A 22,820-nucleotide genomic window follows, 5' to 3' on the forward strand; every position below is an offset into this window, starting at 1 on the left:
ATGGGCTTCATAAGTTCCGGTCACCACGCGCGTTTCACGCCCGCGAAGTTGTCGATCTTGGTCACTTCGCCTGTACTAAGAAACCTGGCTCCGGGCAGCACCCGCACTCACTAGAGATTACCTACACGGGAAAAGACTTGCATGTGCGGGGTTATCTCCGGCTGCCGAACAGTTTCTTGCCGATCCGTGACAAGATGCCGGGTTCAAGGGACGGGTCGATGATTGTTGGTTCGACGGAGAAGTCCGTGCCGCGGTCAGTGACAGGACGGCGCCGGTTCTTCCAATCCACGGACTTGAACTCCGGGTTGTAGATCGGGGGACTCACGCCCTCAGCGCGGAAGATGTCCCACATCCACGGAGGGATGTTGTCTACGGTTCGCGGGTAGGCGAGGAGTTGTTGGGCCCACGTGGCGGCATCTGCAGGTTCACCACCCGGATACCAGCGTCCGTTGTTCATCCTTTCAAGGTGTTCCTCATCGAAGATGTGCAGTTGTCCGGGTTGACTCGGGAACACATGAACTTCTGCTGTTGTCCAGGTTCCAACACCGGGCGAGTAGGCCCTCGTCCGACACTCATCAAGCCAATCGTCGAGTGCTTGAGCCGAAAAATCCTCGTCGAAGTTGTTGTTTTTGTACGTCGTCTTACCTTCAGTAACCACATGACCGTAACCAAACGTGTATGTCCGGTAATGAACCAAGACGTGGACTACCTCATCCGTCCCGAGGGCAAAACCTGAGGAACCGTAAGCTTCATCTGCCAAGCGCTCAAGGCCCGCAATAACAAATGGATCGGAATTAAGTCTCAAGGAATCCACCAATTCAGCCTACTTTGGCCTCGCGTATGGCGTTGAATCTACCGGAAATAGATCGCTGTGCTGCGACGGTGTGGCTCGACCGTGCGTGTCCGGGTACGCGGCTTCTAGGGGCCGGCAATAGCTTCAATTCGCAGGTGAGGTCAGTTGGCTCGCCGGACATCAGGTCGCTTCTCACTTTCGTGATGACCTTCATTTAGGTCCATGAAAGTTGTTGCTCTCGTTGATCTAATTAGGTGTGCCCTTGCGGCGGTATAGCCACTCACGCTGGGGGATAGTCTACGTGGACTGGCATCCGCCAAAGGTGCCGACACGGGTCTCGCACTCAGGAGTGGGCGCCGAAGAGTTTCTTGCGGATTCGTGAGAAGACACTGAGTTCCAGAGATGGGTCGATGACAGTTGGTTCGACGGAGAAGTCGGTGCCGTGGTCAGTCACAGGACGGCGCCGGTTCTTCCAGTCAACAGACTTGAATTTTGGGTTGTAGATCGGGGGAGTCACGCCTTCAGCGTGGAAGATGTCCCACATCCAGGACGGGATATTGTCTGCAGTACGAGGGTAGGCAAGGAGTTGTTGGGACCATGCCTGCGCTCCTGCTGGCCCACCACCCGGTGGCCAGTTTCCCTGGGCATCCCTTTCAACTCGTTCTTCATCGTACAGATCCAGAATCCCCGGCTTGTCGGGATATACATGAACTTCAGCCGTGGTCCAGGTTCCTGCGCCCATCGAATAAGCTCTTATGCGGCATTCATCAAGCCATACATTGAGGGCGGCGTCCGAGAAACTATCCGAGTCCGTCCTGCCTGTGAAAATCACTTCGTCACCCGAAATCATATGCCCATAGCCGAGTGTGTCGGATCCTCGATGAATTAGAACATGGAAAACTTCTTCCATTCCGTTTGCAAAGCCATTCGGACCAAATGCTTCATTGCTTAGTTGCTGTAGGCCAGACTGGACGAAAGGATCATTGGTCATGTTGGTCGGGGTCATTGATTCCTACTTTCACTAGAAACATTGCAGAGAATTTGCTCATGCGGTCTTTCGCCGCCGAAGTAGAATTTCAGGTTGACTCTTTTAGGCGGACCGGTCCTATCGGGCTCGTGCAAGTCTAAGGACCAGTGTAAATCTACCGGGCTTCCGGCCTCTAACGTCGACTTAACTCGGCGGATTACGCACATCTCACTCGCATGGAAATTCGCGGTGTTATTGGGTTTGCCTTAACCCCGGTTCTGCCACTCATGCTGAGGAAAGAGCCGGGCTTTTTTCCGATGAAACCGAAGCTGAGGGGCTTGCTGGCCGCCGTCTACTTCAGCAACAACGTTGTAGGTCGCAGTCGGCATGGGTTTCATCAGTTCCGGTGACCATGCGCGTATCACGCACGCGTAGGTGTCGATCTTGGTCACTTTCCTGCACTAACCCTGAGTCCAAAAGGACTCGCGTGCGCCCGGGATGCCGAAACGTGCAGAGTTTGTATGCGACGGGTTTCGCCCCTCAGGAGCGGCTGCCGAAGAGCTTCTTGCCGATCCGTGACAAGACACCGGATTCCAGGGACGGGTCGATGATTGTTGGTTCGACGGAGAAGTCGGTGCCGCGGTCAGTGACGGGGCGGCGCCGGTTCTTCCAGTCAACAGACTTGAATTCTGGGTTGTAGATCGGGGGAGTCACGCCCTCCGCGCGGAAGATGTCCCACATCCAGGAAGGGATATTGTCTGCAGTACGAGGATAGGCAAGAAGTTGCTGCGCCCAAGTCTGCGCTCCGGAAGGGTGGGCACCTGGGTACCAATTTCCATTTGGCATTCGGTCCAGAACTTCCTCGTCGGAAAAATCGACGTGGCTCTGCCCTTTGGCCAATACGTGTACCTGTGCTGTCGTCCATGTACCGTACCCGGGTACGTAGGCTGCGTTTCGGCATTCGTCGAGCCACGGGTCCAAGGAACTCTCCGCATATTCGGCGTTCTGTTCACGCCTGATCCGTTTCTGCCCCGCCTTCATGTGGCCTCGTCGATATGTAGACGTTGGCCGCTTAATGACGATGTCGACCACCTCGTCAATTCCTGAAGCGAAGCCGGATGGTCCGAACGCCTCTTGGTGGAGCGCCCTCAGGCCTTCGATGATAATGGGCCGGGATTCGAGATCATAAGTCGTCAATTTTGTAAGCCTTCCCTCCTGGCCAGGTTGTTGAAGACAAATTTTTGCCAGTCTTCATCTCCAAACGTGTACTGGAGGCGAACATCGCTTGGTAGACCTGCGCTTTTTCCCGGTGATAGGTCCATAATCCATTGGAGGTCGACTGGGTCGCCGGTACGCAAGTCCGACTTCACTCTATCAATGACATCCATTTCGGCTTTGTGAAAGTTGTTGTTCTCGTCGATTTCGTTGGGTGTGCCCTTGCCGCGGTTTTGCCACTCGTGGTGAGGGAAGAGGCCCGCCTTTTCTCCGATGAAGCCGAGGGCTGAGGGGCTCGCGTGGCCGCCGTCGTAGCCTGGGCCGCCCAGCCGACCAGCCTTGAGTTGCTGGTAGCCGTTGCGGTTGGAGTTCCCGGCGAGCGTGGAGACGATGTGGCCCTTTGCCGATGCAAGATGGGCGTTTTGATCCATGACGAGTGTGAAGGTGTTTTGTAAGCCACCGTCGACTTCGGCAACAACGTTGTAGGTCACGTTGGGCAAGGGCTTCATCAGTTCCGGTGACCACGCGCGTTTCACGCCCGCGTAGGTGTCCACCCTGGTCACTTTGCCTGTTTCGTCGGTGTAGTACTTCTCGATGGTTGCGGTGTTGACTTCGCCGGTGTTGTCCTTCATCAGACGCCGGTTTTCAATGATGTACTCGGTGCTCGGCTTGAGGTTGGTGCGAGCGGCGAAGTTTTCCTTGCGGTGGATGGGGAATTCGATATCGCCGTGCCGCAAGGTCACGGTGTCGGTGATGTGCTCTGGTTTGGGGAACTTCGTCTCCATGGTGGAGGTGAATGTACTTGCGGGTGCGTGGCTCCCGGATGTCCTTGGCGGGGTGAACGCGGGCTGGTTGTTCTCCTTGATTGAACCCGCGATGCTATCCAGCTTGTCGGCCATTGCGGTGTGGCCTCCGGTGCGCATCAGGACGCCGTCGGGATTGGGAATCACGGCTCGGGAGAAGGCCTCGTCCATTCTCCGGAAACCGTGGGCAGCGCCAGAAAGGCTGTTGGCGGCCGTGTTCTTCACCCCGGAGACCAATCCGTCCTGCGCCTTGGTGACAAGGTTCCAGCTACCCACGCTGGCCTTGGTAAGCGCTCCCTGGACCTTCGCCGTGGTGTTGGGGGCAAGGATGTCGGAGACTTTCAGAGCCAGGGAGCCGGGCTTGTCAAGGAATTGGCCGGTCTTGAGGAGCACACTGGACGTGGCACTCAGCCTGGCAGAAAAGGCCGCCAAGCGTGCACTGTCCATCGTCGCGATGCTCAGGTGCTCGGCAGCGAGCCCTGCCTTGCTGGCCAAAGTCCCGCCCTTCACCGCTGCGCCGGCGCCGACGCCGATAACCGTGCTGCCGATGTTGAAAGTGGCACCGCCGATGGCCCAACCGACGTTGGTTTCACCATCCTTGAGATGGATGAACGCGGAAGGAAGGGAACCAAAAAGGTCTTGTGCTTCCCGGATCTTTTGACCCTCGCGCTTCTGGTATTCCTTATCGTCCAAGTGCCAGAGCGAGGCGATCAGGGTCCCCGCTGCCCCAGCCATGGCATTGATGCCGCCGTAGGTAGCATCACGTTTGTCTTCGTTGGTCCATGGATTGAACGACCAGACGCCGTCGACGAGTTCGACGGCGCCTGCGCCGATGCCCTGCATCAGTCCCAGGACATCGTGAGGCCGGTACACAACGGTTTTATTTCCCCAGGGACGTTGCTCGTCATGCTGGATTCCAAAAAACGAACCGGCGTCGTAGAGGATTTCATCCACCACGCTTCCGGACCGAAGGTCGGACTCCTCGGGGAGGTCCACCCGGTGAACCTGTCCGCCCGAGACTTCAGCCAAGGACGCTGCGCAAGTGTTCTGGGCGGCGAAGTACTCAGAGCGGATGGCCTCAACGTCGGAAGACAACCGATTTCGTATGGCCGTCAGGTCTGAGTCACCAGTCCAGTGTCGCTGCTCGTGAGTGGTAATTTGCTGACCACCCTGGGTGATGGTCGTTTTTTCAACCGACGTTGGGAACGCGTCGATGTCGGCGTCCAGAGCGTGTACGGCCCGGCCGTAGGCCTCCAAACGCAGCTTCAAATCCCTGCAGACACCGGAGAAGGTCTCGAGTGCTGCGGCTGTGGAGCTCGCCGTGCTTTGTACCCGCTGCGCGGTCGGCGTCAGGTGGTCAAAAGCGGACAGCACAGTGGCGGATTCGTCGGCGGTGTAGTGGGCCGAGAGGCCCCGCCACGCTCCCGTGGTGTTGGTGAAACTGACAAGGTAGTCCTCTGCGTGCTGGCGCAGTGACTTGGACGCGGTGTCGAGAGTATCAACATCCGGGAGACGAAAGCCTCCGGAAGGATCCAGCCCGGACGAGCCCGTCTGGACGCACACTTCAGGGGTTAGAGCCATCTGTCCTATTCCTTCAACGCTTGCGCCGGACCGCCGTGCACGGGAGCGGGTGCGGTGGTCTCGGCCAAGGCGGCGTTGCGTTGTGCAGCGCTGGCCATGGCCAGGTCCCCTTGCTGGTAGAAGGCCAGGGCCTTGGCGGTGGACGTAAGGATGGTTTCGGACCGGCCGGCCACTTCTCCGGCGGACGGTGTAAGCCCGAGGACCACTACGTCGTTGAGTGCATTGAGGACCACTGCAGCGTCACCAGGGATCGACGCAGCGGCCTGCTCGAGTGCTTTGCCCATCCCCTCCAGCGAGGGTTGCGAAGCTTCGACGTGGGAGGCGGCTGCCTTCAGTGTTGAGGCGGCGCCGGCCATGTCGATGTTCCAGACAGCCATCAGAAATCCGGTGGATCAGCCGATGCCTTGCACGGCGTTCCGTGCGGCGGTCGCAGCGGTGGTGGCGGTCTCGTCGGTTTGGGCGAGGGTGGAGCGGACCAGCGCGACGATGGACCGGACTTCGGAGGCGGCGTTGGTCCAGCGGGCTTCGACTGCCTGGTATTCGGCGTCGACGCCGTCGGCGCGGAAGTCGGCCATGGCGTGGTTCACGTCCTGTTGCCGGGCGGTGATGAGGTTCTCCAACTGCGCAGCCAGGGCTTGGATGTCGGATTGGACCTGGGCGGAGACGTTCGTGTCGTAAGCAATGCGGCTCATGATCGGGTTAGGCCCTTCCCTGGAAGCGTGCGGCGTCGAAGTTCGCGGACCCCTCGGCTCGGCGGGCCGTGTCGGAGGCGGCCTGGTCGCCTTGGGTGAAGGCGGTGTCCATCCCGGACTGGCCCTGCACGATCGCACCCAGCGCGGTGTTCAACTCCGAGGCGACCAGGTCGGAGCGGTTCTTGAAGGAGTCGAACGCGGCCTTGCCTGCGCCGCTGAACTTTCCTTCCAGCGGGGTGACGGCGTCCACGAACCGGCGCACCAACGCACCGAGGTCCTGATGCGAAGCATCCGTTTGCTTACCCAGGGTGGCGAGCGTCTGCGCACCCATATCGAAAATAGCCATGAGGTCCCCCAATTGAAGACAGTTCTGTTCCGCTGAACCAGCGGACGACCTTAACCAGCATGGTGACAAGCGTTGGTTATGTCCAGTCGATGAAGTAAACATGATCCATAAACATGATGACTTAATAGTCATACGGCTGGATTTCCACAGGGCGGGTTGCCATGACTTGCGCTGGCGGATCAATGGCGGGATAGGTTTAAGGGCTGTGGCACCGCAGCTGAGCGGTAGCCACGACGATGCCCGAATGGGGGAGTGTACTTGGCTGAAGACTACGATTCCCGTCTGCTGGAGTCCGCACGCGTGCGTAAGCACAGGCTCGATGATGCGCTGTTGTTCGGGCAGAATCCGCAGGAACGCACCTACAAGTCCGCTACCGCCAGGCTGATGCAGTCGCTCCTGATTGCCGCGCTGGTCGCGGCCGTTTGCGTCGGCTTCAGCTTCGTCCAGCACCTCCTCAGCGAGCAAGCAGCCAAGCAGCCCCCGGCGTCCTCAGCTACAGCCGTGACCATGACCGAAGGAACCGTATGAGCACCGCCCTCAGCAGGGTGACGGTGATGGCCGCGCACCGTCACCTGGACCTGCGACTTCCGTCGGATGAACCCATTGCAACCCTGCTGCCGCAGATCATCACCATGATGGCGGACCCCGGTGACGGCGAAAGCCAGCATTCGCCCGGAAGCCTGCAGGTGGTGACCACGTCCGTCCTCACAACCAGCCTCGGCTCCACGTTGGAAAGCTCCGGCTCTCTTCGCGAGGCTGGAATCCAGGACGGCTCGGTGCTCTACCTTCGCGAGGAGCGTGACGTGCCGGCCGCCCCCGACGTGTACGACGTTCCTTCGTTTGCCGCGGACTCGCTGGAACGCATGCAGGCGTTGTGGAAGGGGCGGCTGAGGACCGTCGGCTTGTCGGCGGTCTCCGCCCTGCTCTTGGCGGCGGCGGCCAGTTCGTTTGTACTGCTGCTTCGTTCCATCGGAAATAGCACGGCAGCACTGACCGGCATCGCCATTGCCGCCGCACTCATGGTGGCCGGCGCTGTGCTTGGGCGGACACGCTCCACACCGGGAGGCCTGTCCCTGCTGACGGCCGGTTTGGCCACCGCAGCCGCCACGAGCTCAATCGTGGTTCCGTTCGCGACCGGTTCGCTGCTCTTCGCAGCGGCCTTGGTGTTTGCCATGGCAACAGGGGCGTTGGCGACAGGAAAATATACTCCGCTCCTCTCCAGCGCGGGATTGCTCCTTGGCCTGGGTGGCTTGTGGGCCGTCCTGGGCCTCGTGACGCGGGACCAACCCCTTTCCGCAGGGATCGTGGGGGTCCTGGCAATCTTCGCGCTGGGCATTGCGCCCCGGCTCGCTACTGTGCTCACGGGACTCGGCGCCCTGGACGACGACCAGCGCCAAGGCAAGCGAATCACCCGGAACACCACCCTCGATGCCATCCACGCTGCCCATGCCACACTGACCGGCTGGACGCTGACCGCGGCGATCGTCGCGGGAACTGCCGCAGTGGTTGTGGCGACGGCGCGGGACAGGCCCGTGTGGGCCGTCCTCCTCTCGGTGTCGCTGCTCGGGGCTTTGACGTTCCGCGGCCTGGCGCTCCCGCTGGTTGCGCAGCGTGCCGGTGTTTACGTCGCGGCCGCAGGAGGTTGCTGGGGCGCCGCGTATGTTCTGGCGGTAGCTGCCAAGCAGCCCTTTGTGCTGGCCGCTGCGGCGGCGGTGGCCCTCCTCGTGTTGCTTGCCTCGATGCTCACGGTCCGCGAACAGACTGCCGCCAGTCTTCGCGTCGTGGCGTCGCGTCTTGAACTGATCTGTATCCTCGCCGCCGTGCCGCTGGTCCTGGGCCTCTCAGGCGCCTACACACAGTTGGGACATACCTTTGGCTGAACAACCACGCACCGGCTTCCCGTTCCAGGAACCGGGCGGCAAAAGAACACGCACGACGACGGCGGGCGGCTTTCCGGGTATGGCCGGCTCCCCTGGGAGCCGGCCTGCGGTAGACGACGTGCCTGGCCCTCCAACAACCGCCCTGGCTACGCCGCCGCAAGCGCCCGTGACGACAGCAGCCCCATCATTGCCGCCGCTCACAGCGTCCAGTTCGCTGCCGCCGTCGGGCGTTGCTCCTTCCGAGCCAGCCACCATGGCGAAGGCGTCCAGGAAAGGCGGCGATACCTGGTGGGAACGCGTTCGTTTCGAGGTCACCGATGCCGTGACCTCCGGATCATTGTCCGAGCGGTTGATCCGGGCCAGTTCGGCCGTGGAAGCTCCCATCACCACCGGGCGCCGGGTGGTGGTCCTGGGAACGGCCGGGGGAGCCGCCACATCCACCGTGACGGCGTTGCTTGCAAAGCTCCTGGGAAGCATCCGCCAGGAACCGGTCATGGCTGTGGATGCCACGGACCTCCACGGCCGTCTCTTGAAATACCTCGGTGTGGAGGAAACGGCCCTGCTGTCTGACTTGATGCGGCAATACACGGCCCAACCCGTCAGGACATTGCCGGATGCCGTTGCTGCCGCCGGCACTAGTGGAAGCAGGGTTTTCGCGGTGGGACGCGGCGACGTGCCAGCCGCAGCGGATGCGCCGATTGGCCTGCAGGAATGGACCGACGTCTCGGCCACGCTCTCGCGATTCATGGCCGTCACGATCGTCGACGGCGGTGCCTCACCTTTCTCACGGCACGCCGCGGCCCTGCTGGACAGCGCGCACGCAGTGGTCCTTGTTTCGCCGGTGGGCGCGGACCCGGCCAAGCTGCAGGAGATGAGGGAAGACCTCATGGGCTCCTATCCCGACGTGCAACAGGTGCACGTCACCGTGCACTCGCGGCAAGGCCACGGTGGTGCGCTCGCCGACGGCGTGCTGCCCTTTGACCGGCACCTCGCCTCAGCAGGAACCCTGCAGCTTGGCAAACTCGGAGCGCGGACCAGGATTGCAGCCACCGAACTCGCCGGCAAGGCACTCATGGCCGCGAACGGGGCGTGACCCCATGACCACCCGCCTGGTTCACCGCCCTGCCCGCACCACGCTCCCGGAACAGCCGCCCGAAGCCGCGGTCATTGATGCACCTCCCCAGCTGGCCAGCGGTGCCGGAGGAATGAACCTGCTGGCCCTGGTGCCCATGCTCGGCGCGGCTACGTCAGTGACAGTGATGATGTTGTTCCGTGGTTCGTCCTTGGCCGGGATCGGTGCGCTCATGATGGTTGCCACTGTGCTGGCTTCCGTGGTCCTCATGTTCTCGCAGCGCGGCAAGGCCACCCGGCAACGGGCCTCCAAGCGCAGGCTGTACATGGATTACCTGCGACGCCGCCGGAGTGACTTCGAGGCAGATGAACAAGCTGCCAGGTCCAGGGCAAATGCGGCCCACCCGCGGGCCGACGTGCTTGTCCAGGCCGTGGTGAACCACCCGCACCGGCTGTGGGAACGGCGACGGACAAGTCCGGATTTCCTCGTGACCCGCTTTGGAACGGGAAGCGTGCCTCGACGCAGGATCACCATCCAGGACAGCGGAGACGCCGTCGAACGGCCCGATGCCTTCATGCTGTCCGAAGCTGAGCAGCTCCGCGGGCGGTTCGCCGCCAATCCGGACATGCCCCTCACCTTGCCACTGGCCGCGGCCTCTGAAATATCGATCGTGGGGGACAGGGCAACGGCCCTCGACATCTGCCGCAGCCTGCTGTGCCACCTCGCGTCAGCGCAATCACCGGAGGACGTTGAGCTGGCCATCCTGGCCGGGAACCACGAGGCCGAGGATTGGGAGTGGGCCAAGTGGCTGCCCCATCTGCAGGACCGCGGATCGCTGCGCCGGGCGTCCACTCCTGCTGAGCTGGCTGTTCTCCTGGAAGGTCCCTTGGCCGCCCGCTTGGCCGTCATGAACAGCGCAGCACGCAATTTCCAACAGGTGGCTCCCGACGCCCTTCCCCGTTTGATCGTTATCTCGGATCGTCCGGGGCACAACGCCGCCTCCCTTCCCGGAATGCCGTCGGACATGCCTGCGGCGAGGCTGGCCGTCACCCGGATCCATCTGTTGGCCGAACAACAGCAGGAGCCGGAACGGGTGGATCTGCGGCTCCGGGCCGCTCCGGACGAGGTCACCCTTGAATGGACGGCTACGGGCCAAACCATCCGTGGCACAGCGGACAAAGTCCCGGCGGTGGTGGCCGACTCCGTGGCCCGGGCGCTCGCTCCGCTCCGGCTGTCCGAACTGTCCCACGAATTCGGGGAGCACAGGTCGTCGCGGAGCTACGCCGAAGCCCTGGGCTTGGCCGATTACACCGTTGAGGAGATGCTGAACCTGTGGAAGACACCTCGGGGTGCTGACTTCCTCCGAGTGGCCATCGGCGAGGACGAGGACGGCACGCCCGTCCACCTCGACCTGAAGGAACCGGCCCGGCAGGGCATGGGACCACATGGATTGTGCGTGGGTGCCACGGGCTCGGGAAAGTCGGAGCTGCTGCGAACCATAGTGCTCTCCCTCATCGCGACGCATCCGCCGGAAGACCTGACCATGGTCCTGGTGGACTACAAAGGCGGAGCTACTTTTGCGCCTTTCGAGCAGGCGCCGCATGTCTCCGGGCTGGTGACCAACCTGGTCAGCGATGCCGGCCTCATCGACAGGATCTACTCCAGCCTGGCCGGAGAAGTGAAGCGGCGGCAGGAGTTGCTGAAGAACGGCGGCGACTTCGCACACATCAACGATTACCGCGAGGCCCGGAAACGGCGTCCGGGGGACCCCGCGCTCGCGGAGCCCATGCCCTACCTGTTCGTGTGCATCGACGAGTTTGGCGAACTCCTCACCGCCCGAGCCGACTTCATCGACCTCTTGCTGTCCATCGGCAGGATTGGGCGGTCCATCGGCATCCACCTGCTCCTGGCGTCGCAGAAAGTGGAACAGGGCATGCTGCGCGGCCTGGACACCTACCTCGCCTACCGGATCGCCCTGCACACCAACTCGGAGATGGAAAGCCGCACCATCATCGACGTCCCGGACGCCTACCACCTGCCCAGCACCCCCGGCCATGGCATCCTCAAGGTGGATACCTCCGTGTTCAAACGGTTCCGCGCAGCTTACGTTTCCGGTCCCTTGCCTTCGGGTGACGACGACGCCGGCAGCTTGGTTCCCGAGGCCGTCCCCGTCCGTACCTTCCGCTTGTCGGGTGACTCAACCTCGGTACTTTCCGTGCCGGCGGTGGCTACCCCCGTGCCATCGTCGCCTGGCCGCTCCGAGCCCCGTGACGCCGACAGCGCAACCATCCTTTCCGCCGTCGTGGGTTTCGCGGCCGGGCAACCGCGCTTGACCCAGCCTGTATGGCTGCCGCCGTTGCCCTTTGCTGTCTCCTTCTCGGGGACCGGTGCTTCCTTGGACCTCACGTCCACGGGACCACGGCTGGCCCAGCCCCGGTACCTGAGCCCCGCCGTCGGGATCCTGGACGACCCCGCCCGCCAGTGGCAGGGGTCGTGGCACTTGGACCTGGCCGGCCGCGGCGGCAACCTGGCCATCCTCGGCGCCCTGCAAAGCGGGAAGTCGACGGCGCTGCGTACCATCGCGGCGTCGTTGGCGCTGAGCCACAGCGTGGCTGAGGTCAACCTTTACGCGGTGGACTTGCTCGGTAACTCCCTGGCGGGGCTGGCGGAGTTGCCGCACTGCAGCGGTGTTGCAGGCAGAGGGAACCGGGAACTGCTGCGGCGGACCGTGGAAGAAGTCCAAAGCCTGCTCAACGCCCGGCAAACGGTTTTCGACCGGTACAAACTCGACTCGCTCCACGCCATGCGGACCATGCGGAGCAGGGGAGCATTGCCGGAACTGAGCTGCACCGACGCTTTCCTCTTCATCGACGGGTTCGGCAGCCTGGGTTCGGAGTTTCCCGAGCTTGAAGAAGCCGTGGACGACGTCATGATGCGTGGCAGCACCTTGGGCGTCCACGTGGTTGTCAGCGCCCGGAACTGGTCCGACATCAAGATGAACCGGCAGTCGCTGCTCGGAAACAGGATTGAACTGCACCTGACCGATCCGGCCGACTCGATGGACCGCCGGCTTGCGGGCAGTATCGGTGCGGATCGCCCGGGCCGGGCACTGACCAGGGAAAAGAAGATCGGCCACTTCGCACTGCCGTCGTTGGAGACCGAACCTGACCGCGACAATGCCGGGCAGGAACTGGCTGCCCTCGCTGGCACGCTTCGGCAATACGCCTCCACGAGCGCTGCGCCTGTGCGGGTCCTGCCCCGCCTGGTGGGTCTGCCCGGGGACCACGACGCTGCGCCGGGCACCATTGCGCTGGGGCTCAGGGAGCACGACGGCGGTACGGAGAACCTTGAGCTGTTCGGCACGGACAGGGGAGCCATTGTGGTGGGTGATCCGGAGACCGGCCGCACCAACCTCCTGCGGAGTGCCGCAGCCCAATTGATGGCCACCCACGAGCCCAGTGACTTGGTGTTTGCAGTCTTCGACCCGCGCCAGCAGTTGCAGGGGTTCATCCCGGACGACTACCTGGGCGAATACGCGGCCAACAGCCACCGGGCCTCCGAACTGGCCGTGTACCTCTCGGACCAGGCAAAGGAACGGTTGGGCGACGGCGCCAAGGAACCCCTGCGCAAACCCAGGATCGTGCTGCTGGTGGACGACTACGACATCCTCGTAGCCACTGGCAACCAACCGCTCCACGCGTTGGCCAGCTACTTGCCGTCCGGAGCGGATATTGGTTACCACGCCATGGTCACCACCAGGACCAGCGGGAGCAGCCTGCTGATCCATGACACCTTCATCGCCGGAACCAGGGCGTCGGGTGCTCCCGTGATCATGTTCTCCGGGGACCGCAGCGAAGGCGCGGTAGCCAGTGGCGTCCGGCCCGTCCCCCTGCCAACCGGCCGGGCAAGGGTGGTACGGACCGGTCGCCCACCAACCACCATCCAGTCTTTCCACCACAACGAGGTACAAACCCATGAGCTATGACTTCCACCTGATCTGCGAAGAAGATCCCCGGAAAGAGCGCTTCGCTTATGCCGCGGGGGAGTTCGAGAACAAGTTCACCTATGAGAAAGCCAAGGATTCCCAAGACTTGATCCTGAGCCTCGCTGGCGAAGCCTTGGGCCTCATCACCGAGCCCATCCCGGTTCCGCAGAGCGAGCTCCGTCGGCTCTTCGGCGACGACGTAGCCACGCAGTTGGGTGGGCAGGGCTGGGTTTCCGACGTCAATATTCCTCTTGACAAGGAAGATGCCGAGTCGGTCCGGGCCTTTCTGATGATCGCCGTGATCGGCACCAAGGGCGTGCTGATCGATCCCCAATCCCAGCAGGTGATCAACGCGGACTGGGGATCGTGAAACCGGCGCCGCTGCTTACAGTCGCAGTACACGGCCCGCGGCCTTCAGTGGGGACCGGGCTGCGGAGGCAATTGGCCGAAGCCGTGGCCAACGCCCCGGAACGCTACGCCCTGGCCCTTCAGACATCTTCCGAGGCGTGCCTGAGCTATCCGCTGGTGTCTTTCCTTAGAGCGAGCGCAATCCTGTGGCTGGTGGAAGGGCCTCACGGAAAAATCAGGAATGGGCTGCTGGACCCCGTCGCCGGCTGGGACCAGGCTCCAGCGGCGAGTACCGCCGTCGTGCTTTTCGGCAGTGTGCTCCACGCCGAAGGAGGTGACCTTCCCGTGGGCGCCTTTACGACGCGGATGCTTGCGGCGTGCTCCCTGAGTCCGGAGTACATGGGACTCACGGAGCCACTGCACCAAGCGTGGGACATGGATGCCTTGACCGCTGAGCTGAAGAGGCAGGCACCGAAAGGGGTCGCCTTGGTGTCCGGGGACGGGTTTTCCGGCACCGTGAGCGCGTACCGCACTGAGGCCGGCGTGGTGGAAAACTTCGATGTCCTGCTGCCTGCCGGGCTACCGGAAGCAGATTCGGCACCGGCATTGGCAGACGCGGCCGTGGAAGCGAACGCCCAGGAAATCGGCATCGACGGTCATCACGGGCTGGTGGACGGGTTTGTACGAGTCGGGGGAGAACGGTTCAGGGAACCCCGGCTCAGGGTATTGGGTCCCTCACTGCACCGTGGCTTACCGGAAAAGCTGGACGCGGACGTCGAGCTGCGCGGCCGGGCCCCGTTCCAGCACTTGGTTGCTGCCTTCCCTGGAGCCGTTGCTCAGACGTAGCCATCCACGATTGCCGCTGCGATCTCCTTGTAGGCCCGCCGGGTTCCCGCAGCGATCTTATCCAGGGAGATGCGGTCGCCATCGGCTACCCCGCGATCGTGCGGCACCGTGATGAGCTGCCGGCAGAACCCCGCGAGGTGTTCCTCAATGGCGCGCTTGTTGACGCGGCTGGAAACCTGGTCCTTGTCCGTCACGACGACGATTGCGTTGCGGGCCAGGTTTTCATAGCCGTGGTCCGCAAGCCACTGCAAGGTGTTCCGTGCCCTCTTGGCGCCGCTCACGGCGTACCCGGAAGCGATGACCAGGTTGGTTGCCTCGGGCAGGACGCCTGCCATGGCCGGGTGTGAGACGCCGGTGCCACAGTCGGTGAGCGTCACCGAGTAATACTGCGAAACGAGCTGCTTGATCCGGAGGTATTCCCCGGCAGTCAGCGCATCCGACAAGGCCGGGTCCTGCTCGCCGGCCACCAGGTGGAGCCTGTTGGCGTGGTGCATGTAGTCGGTGAGCATGGTCAGGGAGTTGATGTGGTCGATGTCGCGGACAATATCCGTGATGGTGCGCGGTTTGACCTTCTGGTAGAGCATTTCCCCGAGTGCGCGTTCGGCCAGATCTCCGCTGTCAGGATTCGCATCAATGGCGCAGGGATGGTCTCCCCGGTACTCGGCCAGGATCATGCCGACGCCTACGGTGGTGGAGGTCTTTCCGATGCCGCCCTTCAAACTCAGGATCGCTGTGTTGAAGCTCCCTGACAGCGGGCGGGCAATCCGGCGTTCCAGTTCGGCCTCGTCCTGGTCCTTCGCGCTGGGGCCCAGGTTCACGAAGCCGCCCGTTGCCGAGTACAGGACGCTGCGGAACCCGGTGCTGGGACGCGGCTTGTCAGGCCGGACGAACTGGGTCTCCAAGTGAGCCGAAGGGGCTGCCACGGGGACGGACGGCGCCTGGATGGTCTTTTCGGCGACGGGGAAACTTCCCAGAGCCTCCGCCCGGCCATCCGGGTGGACGTGAAAGCGGCCTTCCTGTCCCTTGACGTGGTCGATGGCCTCAGCGAGGACCGGAGCGCCGGACGCCTGGGCATAGCCCGCAAGGACGGTGATGGCCGCCGAATACGGATCCGTTCCCTCGGTGGTTGAAATGGATTCTCCACCGACTGTTACCCGGCCGTCGGCGAACACTTCAACGCGTGTGGCCCCCAATTCCATCGCTGCACCCTTCGATATTCCATACGGCGCCAAGGCGACGCCCCAACCAGAGATCCTAGCGGGGCCGGCAGACACTGGTCTTGTCACATGGCTTTCATTCACTGGCCTACTTCCCGCCACCCAAGGATGCATGGAGGTTGGCCACGCGGTTCGCCTCGTCGAAATCAATGGTGACTTTGCCGTCGTCGAACGTCAGTTCAACGACGCCCGGCTGGACGTCCGTAACCGGCCTCCCCAACCGAAACCTGGCGTAACTCTCGACGGCGCGCCGATGGTTTTCGATCATCAAGCCGGAGATGCCCTCCATCAGGCGCATCTGGAACGTCAAGGCAGACGCGGGACCCAACTGCAGGCTGCCATGGTTGTAGGTGACCATGGCCATGGAACCGCGGCCGACGTCCGCCGTGAAATGGTTCGGCCTGCCGGTAATCAGAAGTGCGGCGGCAGCGACCTTGAACGCAACCAGCGTGGCCCCGCCCTTCGCTCCGTTGTGGCGGACCTCGTCATCGGCATACGCCGGCACGATCGCAGTGAACGGGACTTCGCCCGTGGTCAGCTCCGGAATCCTGTGGTGCTTGCCGAAATCGAGGATCTGGTCCAAGACGGCCTGCTGGGCGGGTGATGCCTCAACGTGCGGATTGGCCCACGCCCAGAGGAAGCTTTGCGGTCCGGGAGCCGCGGTTCCCAGGAAGGCGGTGTCCGAATGCTTGGAGCTGTGCCCCGCAAAATGGAACTCGAGGCTTGCGAATTGGTCCGCAGTATCCCAGCGCTGGTACTCCCACTCCTCGAAGCGGTTGTCCTGCATCTGGTGGGTTTCGAGGAACAGGACGGCGGCGTCATCGACGACGTTTTGGAAGCTGGGCACAGTCATGCGGCCACCCTAGGCATGGCTTCCGGCGGGCAGGCAAATTGCGCTAGGCGGAACTGTGGATAACCTCGTTGCGTGCCGTCAGTGCCGGTCTGCAGTGCGCGCGATAAGGGCCTGAAGGTCTTCGGCAACCTTGTCCTGGCGGGCGCTGCGCGTCAGGACGCCTGAACCGTGCTTGGGTTTCGAGGCCTGGCGCGGTTGGGAAGTCCGCGGCTGCGTGTTGCGGCGGAACGCGGCGTCGCGTGCCGTCCTCGGTTCACGCAGGGGCGCGTCGACGGTGACGGAGCCCTGCAGGGGATCGTGGAAGAGAGGGAGATTCATGGGTCCATTCCGGAAAGAGCGGGCCGCACGGGTGCAGCCTTGGAAACGCTTAAAGGGATATGAACTCTGATCCTTGCATAACTGAAAACCCGGTGATATGGACGGATGCATATCGGACTGGCATTTGCTTGTGCATTTGTCCACGGGTTTTGGGGGCCTGGTCGGCACTTCAAGCTGTGCCGCTGGAGAATCCATGTCAAGCCAAATCCCTCGCAGCCTTGCGGCTGCTGTGAGGGAGAGCGTTCTCCGGACGTCTACCAGATATGCGGGCGTGCATCCAAGAGCGGTGTGAACAATTCAACTTCGGCTGCAGGAATCCTGCAGCTAACCGCTGCTTCCCGCCACTGGGCGACGGACCGGAGAATGGCCGACAGAATGGCATCCCGCTTGTCGGCACTGACGAAGTATTCCGAAACGCCCATCAGTGCCCGCAGCCCGGACTCCCGATTCGTAGCGCCATCAATTGAAGTAGCGTGTTCTGAATTGACGTCCGGGTTGGGGTTGACGTCGAAGGCCGGGGATAGGCGCCACCCATTGCTTCCTCGGATGAAGCCGTGGTTTCCAAGGTGATCATCTGTGTTGTTGACGGCGTAATTGAAAGCTATTCGCCGGAATAGTTCTTCGCGATCCTCGGAAGGAGCCTCCGAATGTTCGTCGATGACATCCAGAAGATCAAGATAGTCTCCGTGTGTGCCGTCTTCCTGCTGAAGCATGGTCATGGCCGATACGTAGTTGATCCGCTGACTCTTGAGCCTGTCAAAGCGATCCAGCACAAGAACCGGGTCATTTGTGCCCACCTGATGAAGGCTAAAGGCAGGAGTCTTGATCCCCGCGTCGCGGGCCAACTTGAGGGTCGCCGCTTCCCATGCGATGACTTTCCATTGATCTCCTTGATGCGCGAACTTGGCTATGGCAAGCTCGGAGCCGTCCTGGACTGATGCTTTTGGCCTCGCGCCTCCAAGGCTCGCCGTTCCGGCGTCCAGTAGCTTCTTTAGTGCAGCGAGGTTCCCGGTGTCCAACTCGGCTTCATGAGCGGCTGCCCGGAGTTCCGGGAGTTGGACGAGCTTGGGCACGTCGGTGCCATCGCTCAGATGCGGACCGTCCACGAGGCGGAACCGAAGAGCTCCTTGTCGCGTGACATCCGATACCCCTAGCAGGAAGTCCCGGTCGGTTAGCGTACCCGGATTTTTTCCAAGGCTCCTGGCTTCAGTTTGGACTCTCTTGGTGACTATGTGCCGGCCCCAACGATCAGGCGAGGCGTCGGCGAACGCTCCGGGCAGACCCTTGACCGTGTGGCTTCCACGGGTAACAGGGAGCGCCGGATCGATGGCGTACGACTCAGGATTGGCCAGAAAGGTGGGGGAGTAGGTGAAGCTCGTAGTGGTGACACCCCGCCGAGCAACTATGTAGGCCCTGCCGACGTTGATTGGCCCAGTGGCCAGCTCGAGGTCTACCTCGACGGGATTCGTCATCGTCGTACGCGCTCAGGGAGTATCTGGTCGGCGCGGGCACGGCCAAAATCCGTTTCGTAGGGGTCCAGGGCCTTATTTAGTTGCTCGTTTAGGCCGAGTACTCTGGCTACGTCGAGAAAGGCTTCCAAGCCCACGCCCAACTCCCCGTGTTCAATCTTTCGGAGTGTATTGCGGCTTATGCCGGCCCGATCTGCGACTTGCGCCGCGGTGAGCCCCAGGAGCCTCCGCCACGTGAGCAATTGTTCGCCGATGGTGGCGGCCGTCCGTTGGGTTCTGCTGGAGGTCCGCGACATTGCCATGATGTCAGCATAGACCTTAATGGTCAGGATTACGACCATTAAGTGCTTTAGTGGTCAGTATTGTGAGCACTAAGTTCCGTCAGATACTTAGCCCCAAAGGGCTTTGCGGAGCAGGGTCTTCAGTTGCGTCACTTCGTCCTCGCTCAAGTGGGCGAGCTGCTGTTGTTCGCAAGCGTCCAGCTCCGACCGGATCTTGTTGTGGATCCGGCGTCCCTCACCCGTGGAGACGATGGCCCGGGAGCGCCTGTTCCGTTGTCCGGGGGCGCGTTCCACCAGCCCGCGGTGTTCCAGATCATCCACCAGGCCCGCCACCTGGTTGACGTCGAGGCTGAGGAATTCGGCAATCTCGCGTTGCGTGGCGTCCAAACCACTGCAGGCAAGTGTCAGTACCGAGAAGGTGCGCTCGCGGAGGCGGAAGTCGCCCAGGGTGTGCTTGTTGAGGGCGGAGCCGGCGTCGTGGAGCTTCCCCAGCAAGAGGCCAACATCGTTGCCGATCTCCGCGGCCGCGAGGCGCGGTGTTTCAACATCGGCAAGCAGCGGACCCATGACAACTCCAAATAGTAGAAACGACCACGACCGCTACATTTTTGTCAGATGCGCAGGCCCCCATGACCGCTTCAAGCATCTCACGACGCCAAGAGTCGTGCGCGCAACGGGTCCTGTCAAGCGTGGGCTAAGGTGCTGGAAAGACTCACTTCCCAGGCTCACAAGGGGTTCCATCACACATGGGCGCGCTCGGATATCTCGCCGCTTCAGTTCCGCCACGCATGGCGAGTGCCGGTGCCGCAGTAGCCCTGCCCATCCTGGCCGTTCAGCAATTGGGGGACGTCGCCGTCGGGGGCTTGTTGGTGGCGGCGTCGCTGGGTCCCAGCGTGCTGGCCGCACCCTTGGTGGGCACTGCCCTGGACCGGACCCGCCGCCCCCGCTTGTTGGTGGCGGGATCCGGTGTCCTGACGGCCATCGCGTTTGCCGCTGCAGCGTTCATTGGGCAGGTTCCGCTGGCGGTAGTGTTCGTCCTCCTGGTCCTGGCTGGCGCGGTGTCGCCCTTCTATATGGGCGGGCTCTCCAGTTTCGTGTCCGGGGCGATTCCGGATGGCCGCCGGGCCTTCGCCTATGACGCGCTGTCCTACAACGTGTCCGCCGTGGCCGGTCCTGCCTTGGTAGCGATCATCTCCGTGTTACTCCCGGCGCAGGCTGCCCTGTGGGTGTTGGCTGCTGCGGCGGCCCTCGGTTCCTTGGCGATACGGGCCGTGCGCCTCCGTCCCCATGGCCGATCGGGTGGCTCGCCCTGGCAGGCCGTCAAAGGGGGCCTGACCATGATCTTCTCGCATCGTCCGCTGGCTGTGATGACTGCGTCGTCCACTCTGACGCAGTTGGGGCAAGGCGGTTTGGCCGTTGCGGCCATCGCGTTGTCCGTGGAACGCGTCGGATCGCCCAGCGAAGGCGCAGCAGTGGTGACGTCCTTTGCCGTGGGCAGTCTTCTCGGGGCGCTTTACGAGACGGCGCGGCCCACGCGGCGCTCGCCGGAATTCGTGATGCTGGCGGGTTTCCTGGCCACCGGACTGTTGACTGCGGTGGCCGCGTTGAACTTCGGCACGCTCTGGACGGTCTTGGCCATCGGCTTGTCCGGCGCGTTCACCGCACCCTCGACTGCCGCCATGCTGTTCCTGCGGAACCGGCTTAGCCCGCCGCACCTCAAGTCACAGATCTTCACTGTCAGCGCCGGATTCCGAGCCAGTGCATCAGCGGGTGGCGCGGCGGTGGCAGCCTCGGCCGCGGGGTTGGGCGGTGCCGTGATGGTGGTGGCCATGGGGGCGATCTGGATCATTTCGGCGGCGTTGATGGGCGCTTATCCGAAGAGCGGCGAGTAGGCCACCCCGGGCGCAATCGGCAGGATATTGCCGATTCGCTGCCTAGGCGCCACAATTGGCTGGAACCGGCAACCCAGGGCTGGGAGCGCTCGTTGCGATAGCCAACGTCTTGGGCCTCCACGTGAAGGTGGGCTGATGGCAGGGGGCTTGGTTGGCTGACACCGACGAAGCCGGAAACATTCCGTCAAAGGGATAAATCCCGGTTAATTTTGTCCGTTCAACTGCCTTTGCCAGCCCAAGAGCATTACGATGAGCAACGACTCATCAGAATGAGTACACGTCTGAGTTCGACTCACACCTAACCGGGGGATATACCAATGAGCTATCAGCAACAACCTCAGCAGACCCAGCCCTACGGCGCACAGGGCGGCGAACCGCCGCTGTGGGCTCCCTACTACGGCGCACCCATTGGCGCTGCTGTCCAGCGTTTCGTCAAGAAGTACACAGCGTTCACGGGCCGTGCGAGCCGCAGCGAATACTGGTGGTGGACGCTTGTTGCGGCCATCGTCGGAATCGTGTTGAACATTCTTCTCACAACGGGCATCTCCGTTGACTCGCAAGGAACTCCGGTTCTTGGCGCAGGCTATGTCGTGGGTATGATCCTTGCGATTGTTTGGGGCCTCGCGACGATCGTTCCGTCCATCGCCCTGACCGTCCGCCGCCTGCACGACGGCAACTTCAGCGGCTGGCTTGTCCTGCTCGTCCTGGTTCCGTTCCTCGGAGCCCTGGCTGTCCTCGTCCTGACGCTGCTCCCGTCCAACCCGGCCGGCCAGCGTTTCGACGTGCCCACCGCATAAGGACCCCGCATTACCCGAAAAGGGGCGGCACACCATGTGCCGCCCCTTTTCGTATCCCATGAACCAAGCCGTGGCATGCTGAAGACCAGCCCCAACGACGAGGAGTGACATGACATGACCAACCCTGCACAGGCCAGGAGCATCAGACGTTGCGCAGTGGTTGGGGGCGGCATCATTGGGGTGGCCGTTGCACGCGAACTCGCGAACAAGCTCGACGGCGCCCAGGTCACCCTCTACGAGAAAGAGGACAAGCTCGCGGCGCACCAGACGGGCCACAACTCAGGGGTGGTGCACGCTGGCCTCTACTACGAGCCTGGTGGACTGAAAGCAACCCTTTGCCGCAGGGGAGTGGGGTTGCTCCAGGAGTTCTGTGCCGCGAAGGACCTCCCCTATGATGCGTGCGGCAAGCTCGTGATCGCCCAAACCCCCGAAGAAGCCAGGCGCCTGGACAACATCTTCGCCCGCGCCACGGCTAACGGAGTTCCGGGAGTGCGAATGCTCGACGCCCACCAGATCGGCGAGGTGGAGCCGAACGCCGTCGGGCTTTCCGCCCTCCACTCGCCGGAAACGGCGATCGTGGACTACGGGGCCATCACCAACGCGCTCGCCGACGACGTCCGCGTCGCGGGCGGCCAGATCCGCCTCGGCCAGGAGGTCACCTCCCTGGAACAGCAGGCCAGCGGCGTTGTTGTCCACACCAAAAATGGGGGAGAGCACTACGACCTGGTGGTTGCTTGCGCCGGGCTCCAGTCGGACAGGCTCGCTGCGGCGACGGGGGAGCCGAAGACGCCGCGGATTGTTCCCTTCTTCGGGCAGTACTTCCTGCTGGGACCCGAAGCCCGCAACCAGGTCAAGGGACTCATCTACCCGGTTCCGGACCCCAAACATCCCTTCCTGGGCGTGCACCTCACCAAACGCATTGACGGCGAAATGATGCTCGGTCCCAACGCCTTCATTTCCTTCGGCCGGGAATCGTATTCCTGGAAGGACGTCAATGTCCGGGACGTGCTGAATTACGCGATGTTCCCAGGGTTTTGGAATTTCGCCCGCCAGAATGTCCCTTCGGCCATCCGTGAGTTCCAAACGGTAGTCAGCAAAAAGAAATTCATCAGGGAGGCCATGCGGTTTGTGCCCTCGTTGGAAGGTGCCACGGTGGTTCCCGGCACCCGCGGCGTGCGCGCCCAGGCCATGAACGGCGACGGTTCGCTGGTGGACGACTTTGTGATTGCCCGACGCCGGGACACGGTTTTGGTGCGGAACGCCCCGTCACCTGGGGCTACGTCCTCCATGGCCATTGCCGAGTACATTGTGGAACAGGCCTTGGCGGGCTAGGCATTACCGCAGCGAAACCAGCGTAAATCCAAGCGAAATGGCACCGTGGTGTCGTGTTGGACACAGTATTCGTGGAATGCGGGTTCTTTGCCCTAAACTGCTGCACTGAGGTGCCGGAATGGCACTTATGCAG

General features: G+C 62.5%; 22 protein-coding genes. 9 read left to right on the top strand and 13 right to left on the bottom strand.

The genetic code is table 11. The features are described 5' to 3' along the window. Window positions 1–151: 151 nt before the first annotated feature. The 7 genes from ACIPY3_RS11000 to ACIPY3_RS11030 form a co-directional block, all read right to left on the bottom strand. Window positions 152–817 (bottom strand): hypothetical protein, encoded by a 666-nt coding sequence (locus ACIPY3_RS11000; protein WP_400333809.1) that lies wholly within the window; start codon window positions 815–817, stop codon window positions 152–154. Between the two features lie 319 nt (window positions 818–1,136). After that, complete coding sequence (locus ACIPY3_RS11005; RefSeq protein ID WP_400333812.1) at window positions 1,137–1,799, bottom strand: hypothetical protein; 663 nt, start codon at window positions 1,797–1,799, stop codon at window positions 1,137–1,139. A 501-nt stretch (window positions 1,800–2,300) separates the two neighbouring features. Then, a complete protein-coding gene (locus tag ACIPY3_RS11010) occupies window positions 2,301–2,957 on the bottom strand; it encodes a hypothetical protein (RefSeq protein WP_400333815.1) in 657 nt (218 codons plus the stop codon). Beyond that, complete coding sequence (locus tag ACIPY3_RS11015) at window positions 2,954–5,359, bottom strand: hypothetical protein (RefSeq protein ID WP_400333818.1); 2,406 nt, start codon at window positions 5,357–5,359, stop codon at window positions 2,954–2,956. Before ACIPY3_RS11015 ends, ACIPY3_RS11010 begins: the two co-directional genes overlap by 4 nt. 5 nt (window positions 5,360–5,364) lie before the next feature. After that, window positions 5,365–5,736, bottom strand: coding sequence for a DUF6507 family protein (locus ACIPY3_RS11020; protein ID WP_400333820.1), 372 nt, complete (start codon window positions 5,734–5,736; stop codon window positions 5,365–5,367). Between the two features lie 15 nt (window positions 5,737–5,751). Then, on the bottom strand, window positions 5,752–6,051 hold the full coding sequence (locus ACIPY3_RS11025) for a pore-forming ESAT-6 family protein (protein ID WP_400333823.1): 300 nt from the start codon (window positions 6,049–6,051) through the stop codon (window positions 5,752–5,754). A 7-nt stretch (window positions 6,052–6,058) separates the two neighbouring features. Continuing rightward, window positions 6,059–6,397, bottom strand: coding sequence for a hypothetical protein (locus tag ACIPY3_RS11030; RefSeq protein ID WP_400333825.1), 339 nt, complete (start codon window positions 6,395–6,397; stop codon window positions 6,059–6,061). A gap of 258 nt (window positions 6,398–6,655) precedes the next feature. On the opposite strand from ACIPY3_RS11030, the gene ACIPY3_RS11035 reads away from it, so the two are divergent. The 6 genes from ACIPY3_RS11035 (at window position 6,656) to ACIPY3_RS11060 (ending at window position 14,528) form a co-directional block, all read left to right on the top strand. Beyond that, window positions 6,656–6,925: a hypothetical protein gene (locus ACIPY3_RS11035; protein ID WP_400333828.1), complete on the top strand. Its 270-nt coding sequence runs from the start codon at window positions 6,656–6,658 to the stop codon at window positions 6,923–6,925. Continuing rightward, window positions 6,922–8,277 carry an EsaB/YukD family protein gene (locus ACIPY3_RS11040; RefSeq protein ID WP_400333831.1) on the top strand — a complete coding sequence of 452 codons (1,356 nt, stop codon included), beginning with the start codon at window positions 6,922–6,924 and terminating at the stop codon, window positions 8,275–8,277. The genes ACIPY3_RS11035 and ACIPY3_RS11040 overlap by 4 nt, the downstream gene beginning before the upstream one ends. A gap of 166 nt (window positions 8,278–8,443) precedes the next feature. Then, entirely contained in the window at window positions 8,444–9,370 is a 927-nt protein-coding gene (locus ACIPY3_RS11045) for a hypothetical protein (protein WP_400333834.1), read from the top strand. A gap of 4 nt (window positions 9,371–9,374) precedes the next feature. Next, window positions 9,375–13,334: a type VII secretion protein EccCa gene (gene eccCa / locus ACIPY3_RS11050; RefSeq protein ID WP_400333836.1), complete on the top strand. Its 3,960-nt coding sequence runs from the start codon at window positions 9,375–9,377 to the stop codon at window positions 13,332–13,334. Continuing rightward, the gene (locus ACIPY3_RS11055; protein WP_400333839.1) at window positions 13,324–13,704 is read left to right on the top strand and encodes a hypothetical protein; all 381 of its coding nucleotides are present in this window, start codon (window positions 13,324–13,326) and stop codon (window positions 13,702–13,704) included. Before eccCa ends, ACIPY3_RS11055 begins: the two co-directional genes overlap by 11 nt. A 71-nt stretch (window positions 13,705–13,775) precedes the next feature. Further along, a complete protein-coding gene (locus tag ACIPY3_RS11060; RefSeq protein WP_400333841.1) occupies window positions 13,776–14,528 on the top strand; it encodes a DUF6177 family protein in 753 nt (250 codons plus the stop codon). Here ACIPY3_RS11060 and ACIPY3_RS11065 read toward each other — a convergent pair. The 6 genes from ACIPY3_RS11065 to ACIPY3_RS11090 form a co-directional block, all read right to left on the bottom strand. After that, complete coding sequence (locus tag ACIPY3_RS11065) at window positions 14,519–15,727, bottom strand: MinD/ParA family protein (RefSeq protein ID WP_400333843.1); 1,209 nt, start codon at window positions 15,725–15,727, stop codon at window positions 14,519–14,521. The genes ACIPY3_RS11060 and ACIPY3_RS11065 overlap by 10 nt on opposite strands. A gap of 106 nt (window positions 15,728–15,833) precedes the next feature. Beyond that, the gene (locus ACIPY3_RS11070; RefSeq protein ID WP_400333846.1) at window positions 15,834–16,598 is read right to left on the bottom strand and encodes a DUF6882 domain-containing protein; all 765 of its coding nucleotides are present in this window, start codon (window positions 16,596–16,598) and stop codon (window positions 15,834–15,836) included. Between the two features lie 78 nt (window positions 16,599–16,676). Further along, window positions 16,677–16,916, bottom strand: a complete 240-nt coding sequence (locus ACIPY3_RS11075) for a hypothetical protein (protein WP_400333848.1) — start codon at window positions 16,914–16,916, stop codon at window positions 16,677–16,679. Between the two features lie 254 nt (window positions 16,917–17,170). After that, complete coding sequence (locus ACIPY3_RS11080) at window positions 17,171–18,388, bottom strand: type II toxin-antitoxin system HipA family toxin (RefSeq protein WP_400333851.1); 1,218 nt, start codon at window positions 18,386–18,388, stop codon at window positions 17,171–17,173. Next, the gene (locus ACIPY3_RS11085) at window positions 18,385–18,687 is read right to left on the bottom strand and encodes a helix-turn-helix domain-containing protein (RefSeq protein ID WP_400333853.1); all 303 of its coding nucleotides are present in this window, start codon (window positions 18,685–18,687) and stop codon (window positions 18,385–18,387) included. The genes ACIPY3_RS11080 and ACIPY3_RS11085 overlap by 4 nt, the downstream gene beginning before the upstream one ends. Window positions 18,688–18,774: 87 nt before the next feature. Then, complete coding sequence (locus ACIPY3_RS11090; protein ID WP_400333856.1) at window positions 18,775–19,233, bottom strand: MarR family winged helix-turn-helix transcriptional regulator; 459 nt, start codon at window positions 19,231–19,233, stop codon at window positions 18,775–18,777. 179 nt (window positions 19,234–19,412) lie between these two features. Between ACIPY3_RS11090 and ACIPY3_RS11095 the strand changes: the two genes are divergently transcribed. The 3 genes from ACIPY3_RS11095 (at window position 19,413) to lhgO (ending at window position 22,687) form a co-directional block, all read left to right on the top strand. After that, the gene (locus tag ACIPY3_RS11095; protein ID WP_400333859.1) at window positions 19,413–20,558 is read left to right on the top strand and encodes an MFS transporter; all 1,146 of its coding nucleotides are present in this window, start codon (window positions 19,413–19,415) and stop codon (window positions 20,556–20,558) included. Between the two features lie 317 nt (window positions 20,559–20,875). Beyond that, complete coding sequence (locus ACIPY3_RS11100) at window positions 20,876–21,355, top strand: DUF805 domain-containing protein (protein ID WP_400333862.1); 480 nt, start codon at window positions 20,876–20,878, stop codon at window positions 21,353–21,355. 114 nt (window positions 21,356–21,469) lie between these two features. After that, window positions 21,470–22,687, top strand: a complete 1,218-nt coding sequence (gene lhgO / locus ACIPY3_RS11105; RefSeq protein WP_400333865.1) for an L-2-hydroxyglutarate oxidase — start codon at window positions 21,470–21,472, stop codon at window positions 22,685–22,687. The last annotated feature ends 133 nt before the right edge of the window (window positions 22,688–22,820 follow it).

The sequence above is a fragment of the Paenarthrobacter sp. NPDC089714 genome (assembly GCF_044748905.1).
Classification (GTDB): domain Bacteria; phylum Actinomycetota; class Actinomycetes; order Actinomycetales; family Micrococcaceae; genus Arthrobacter.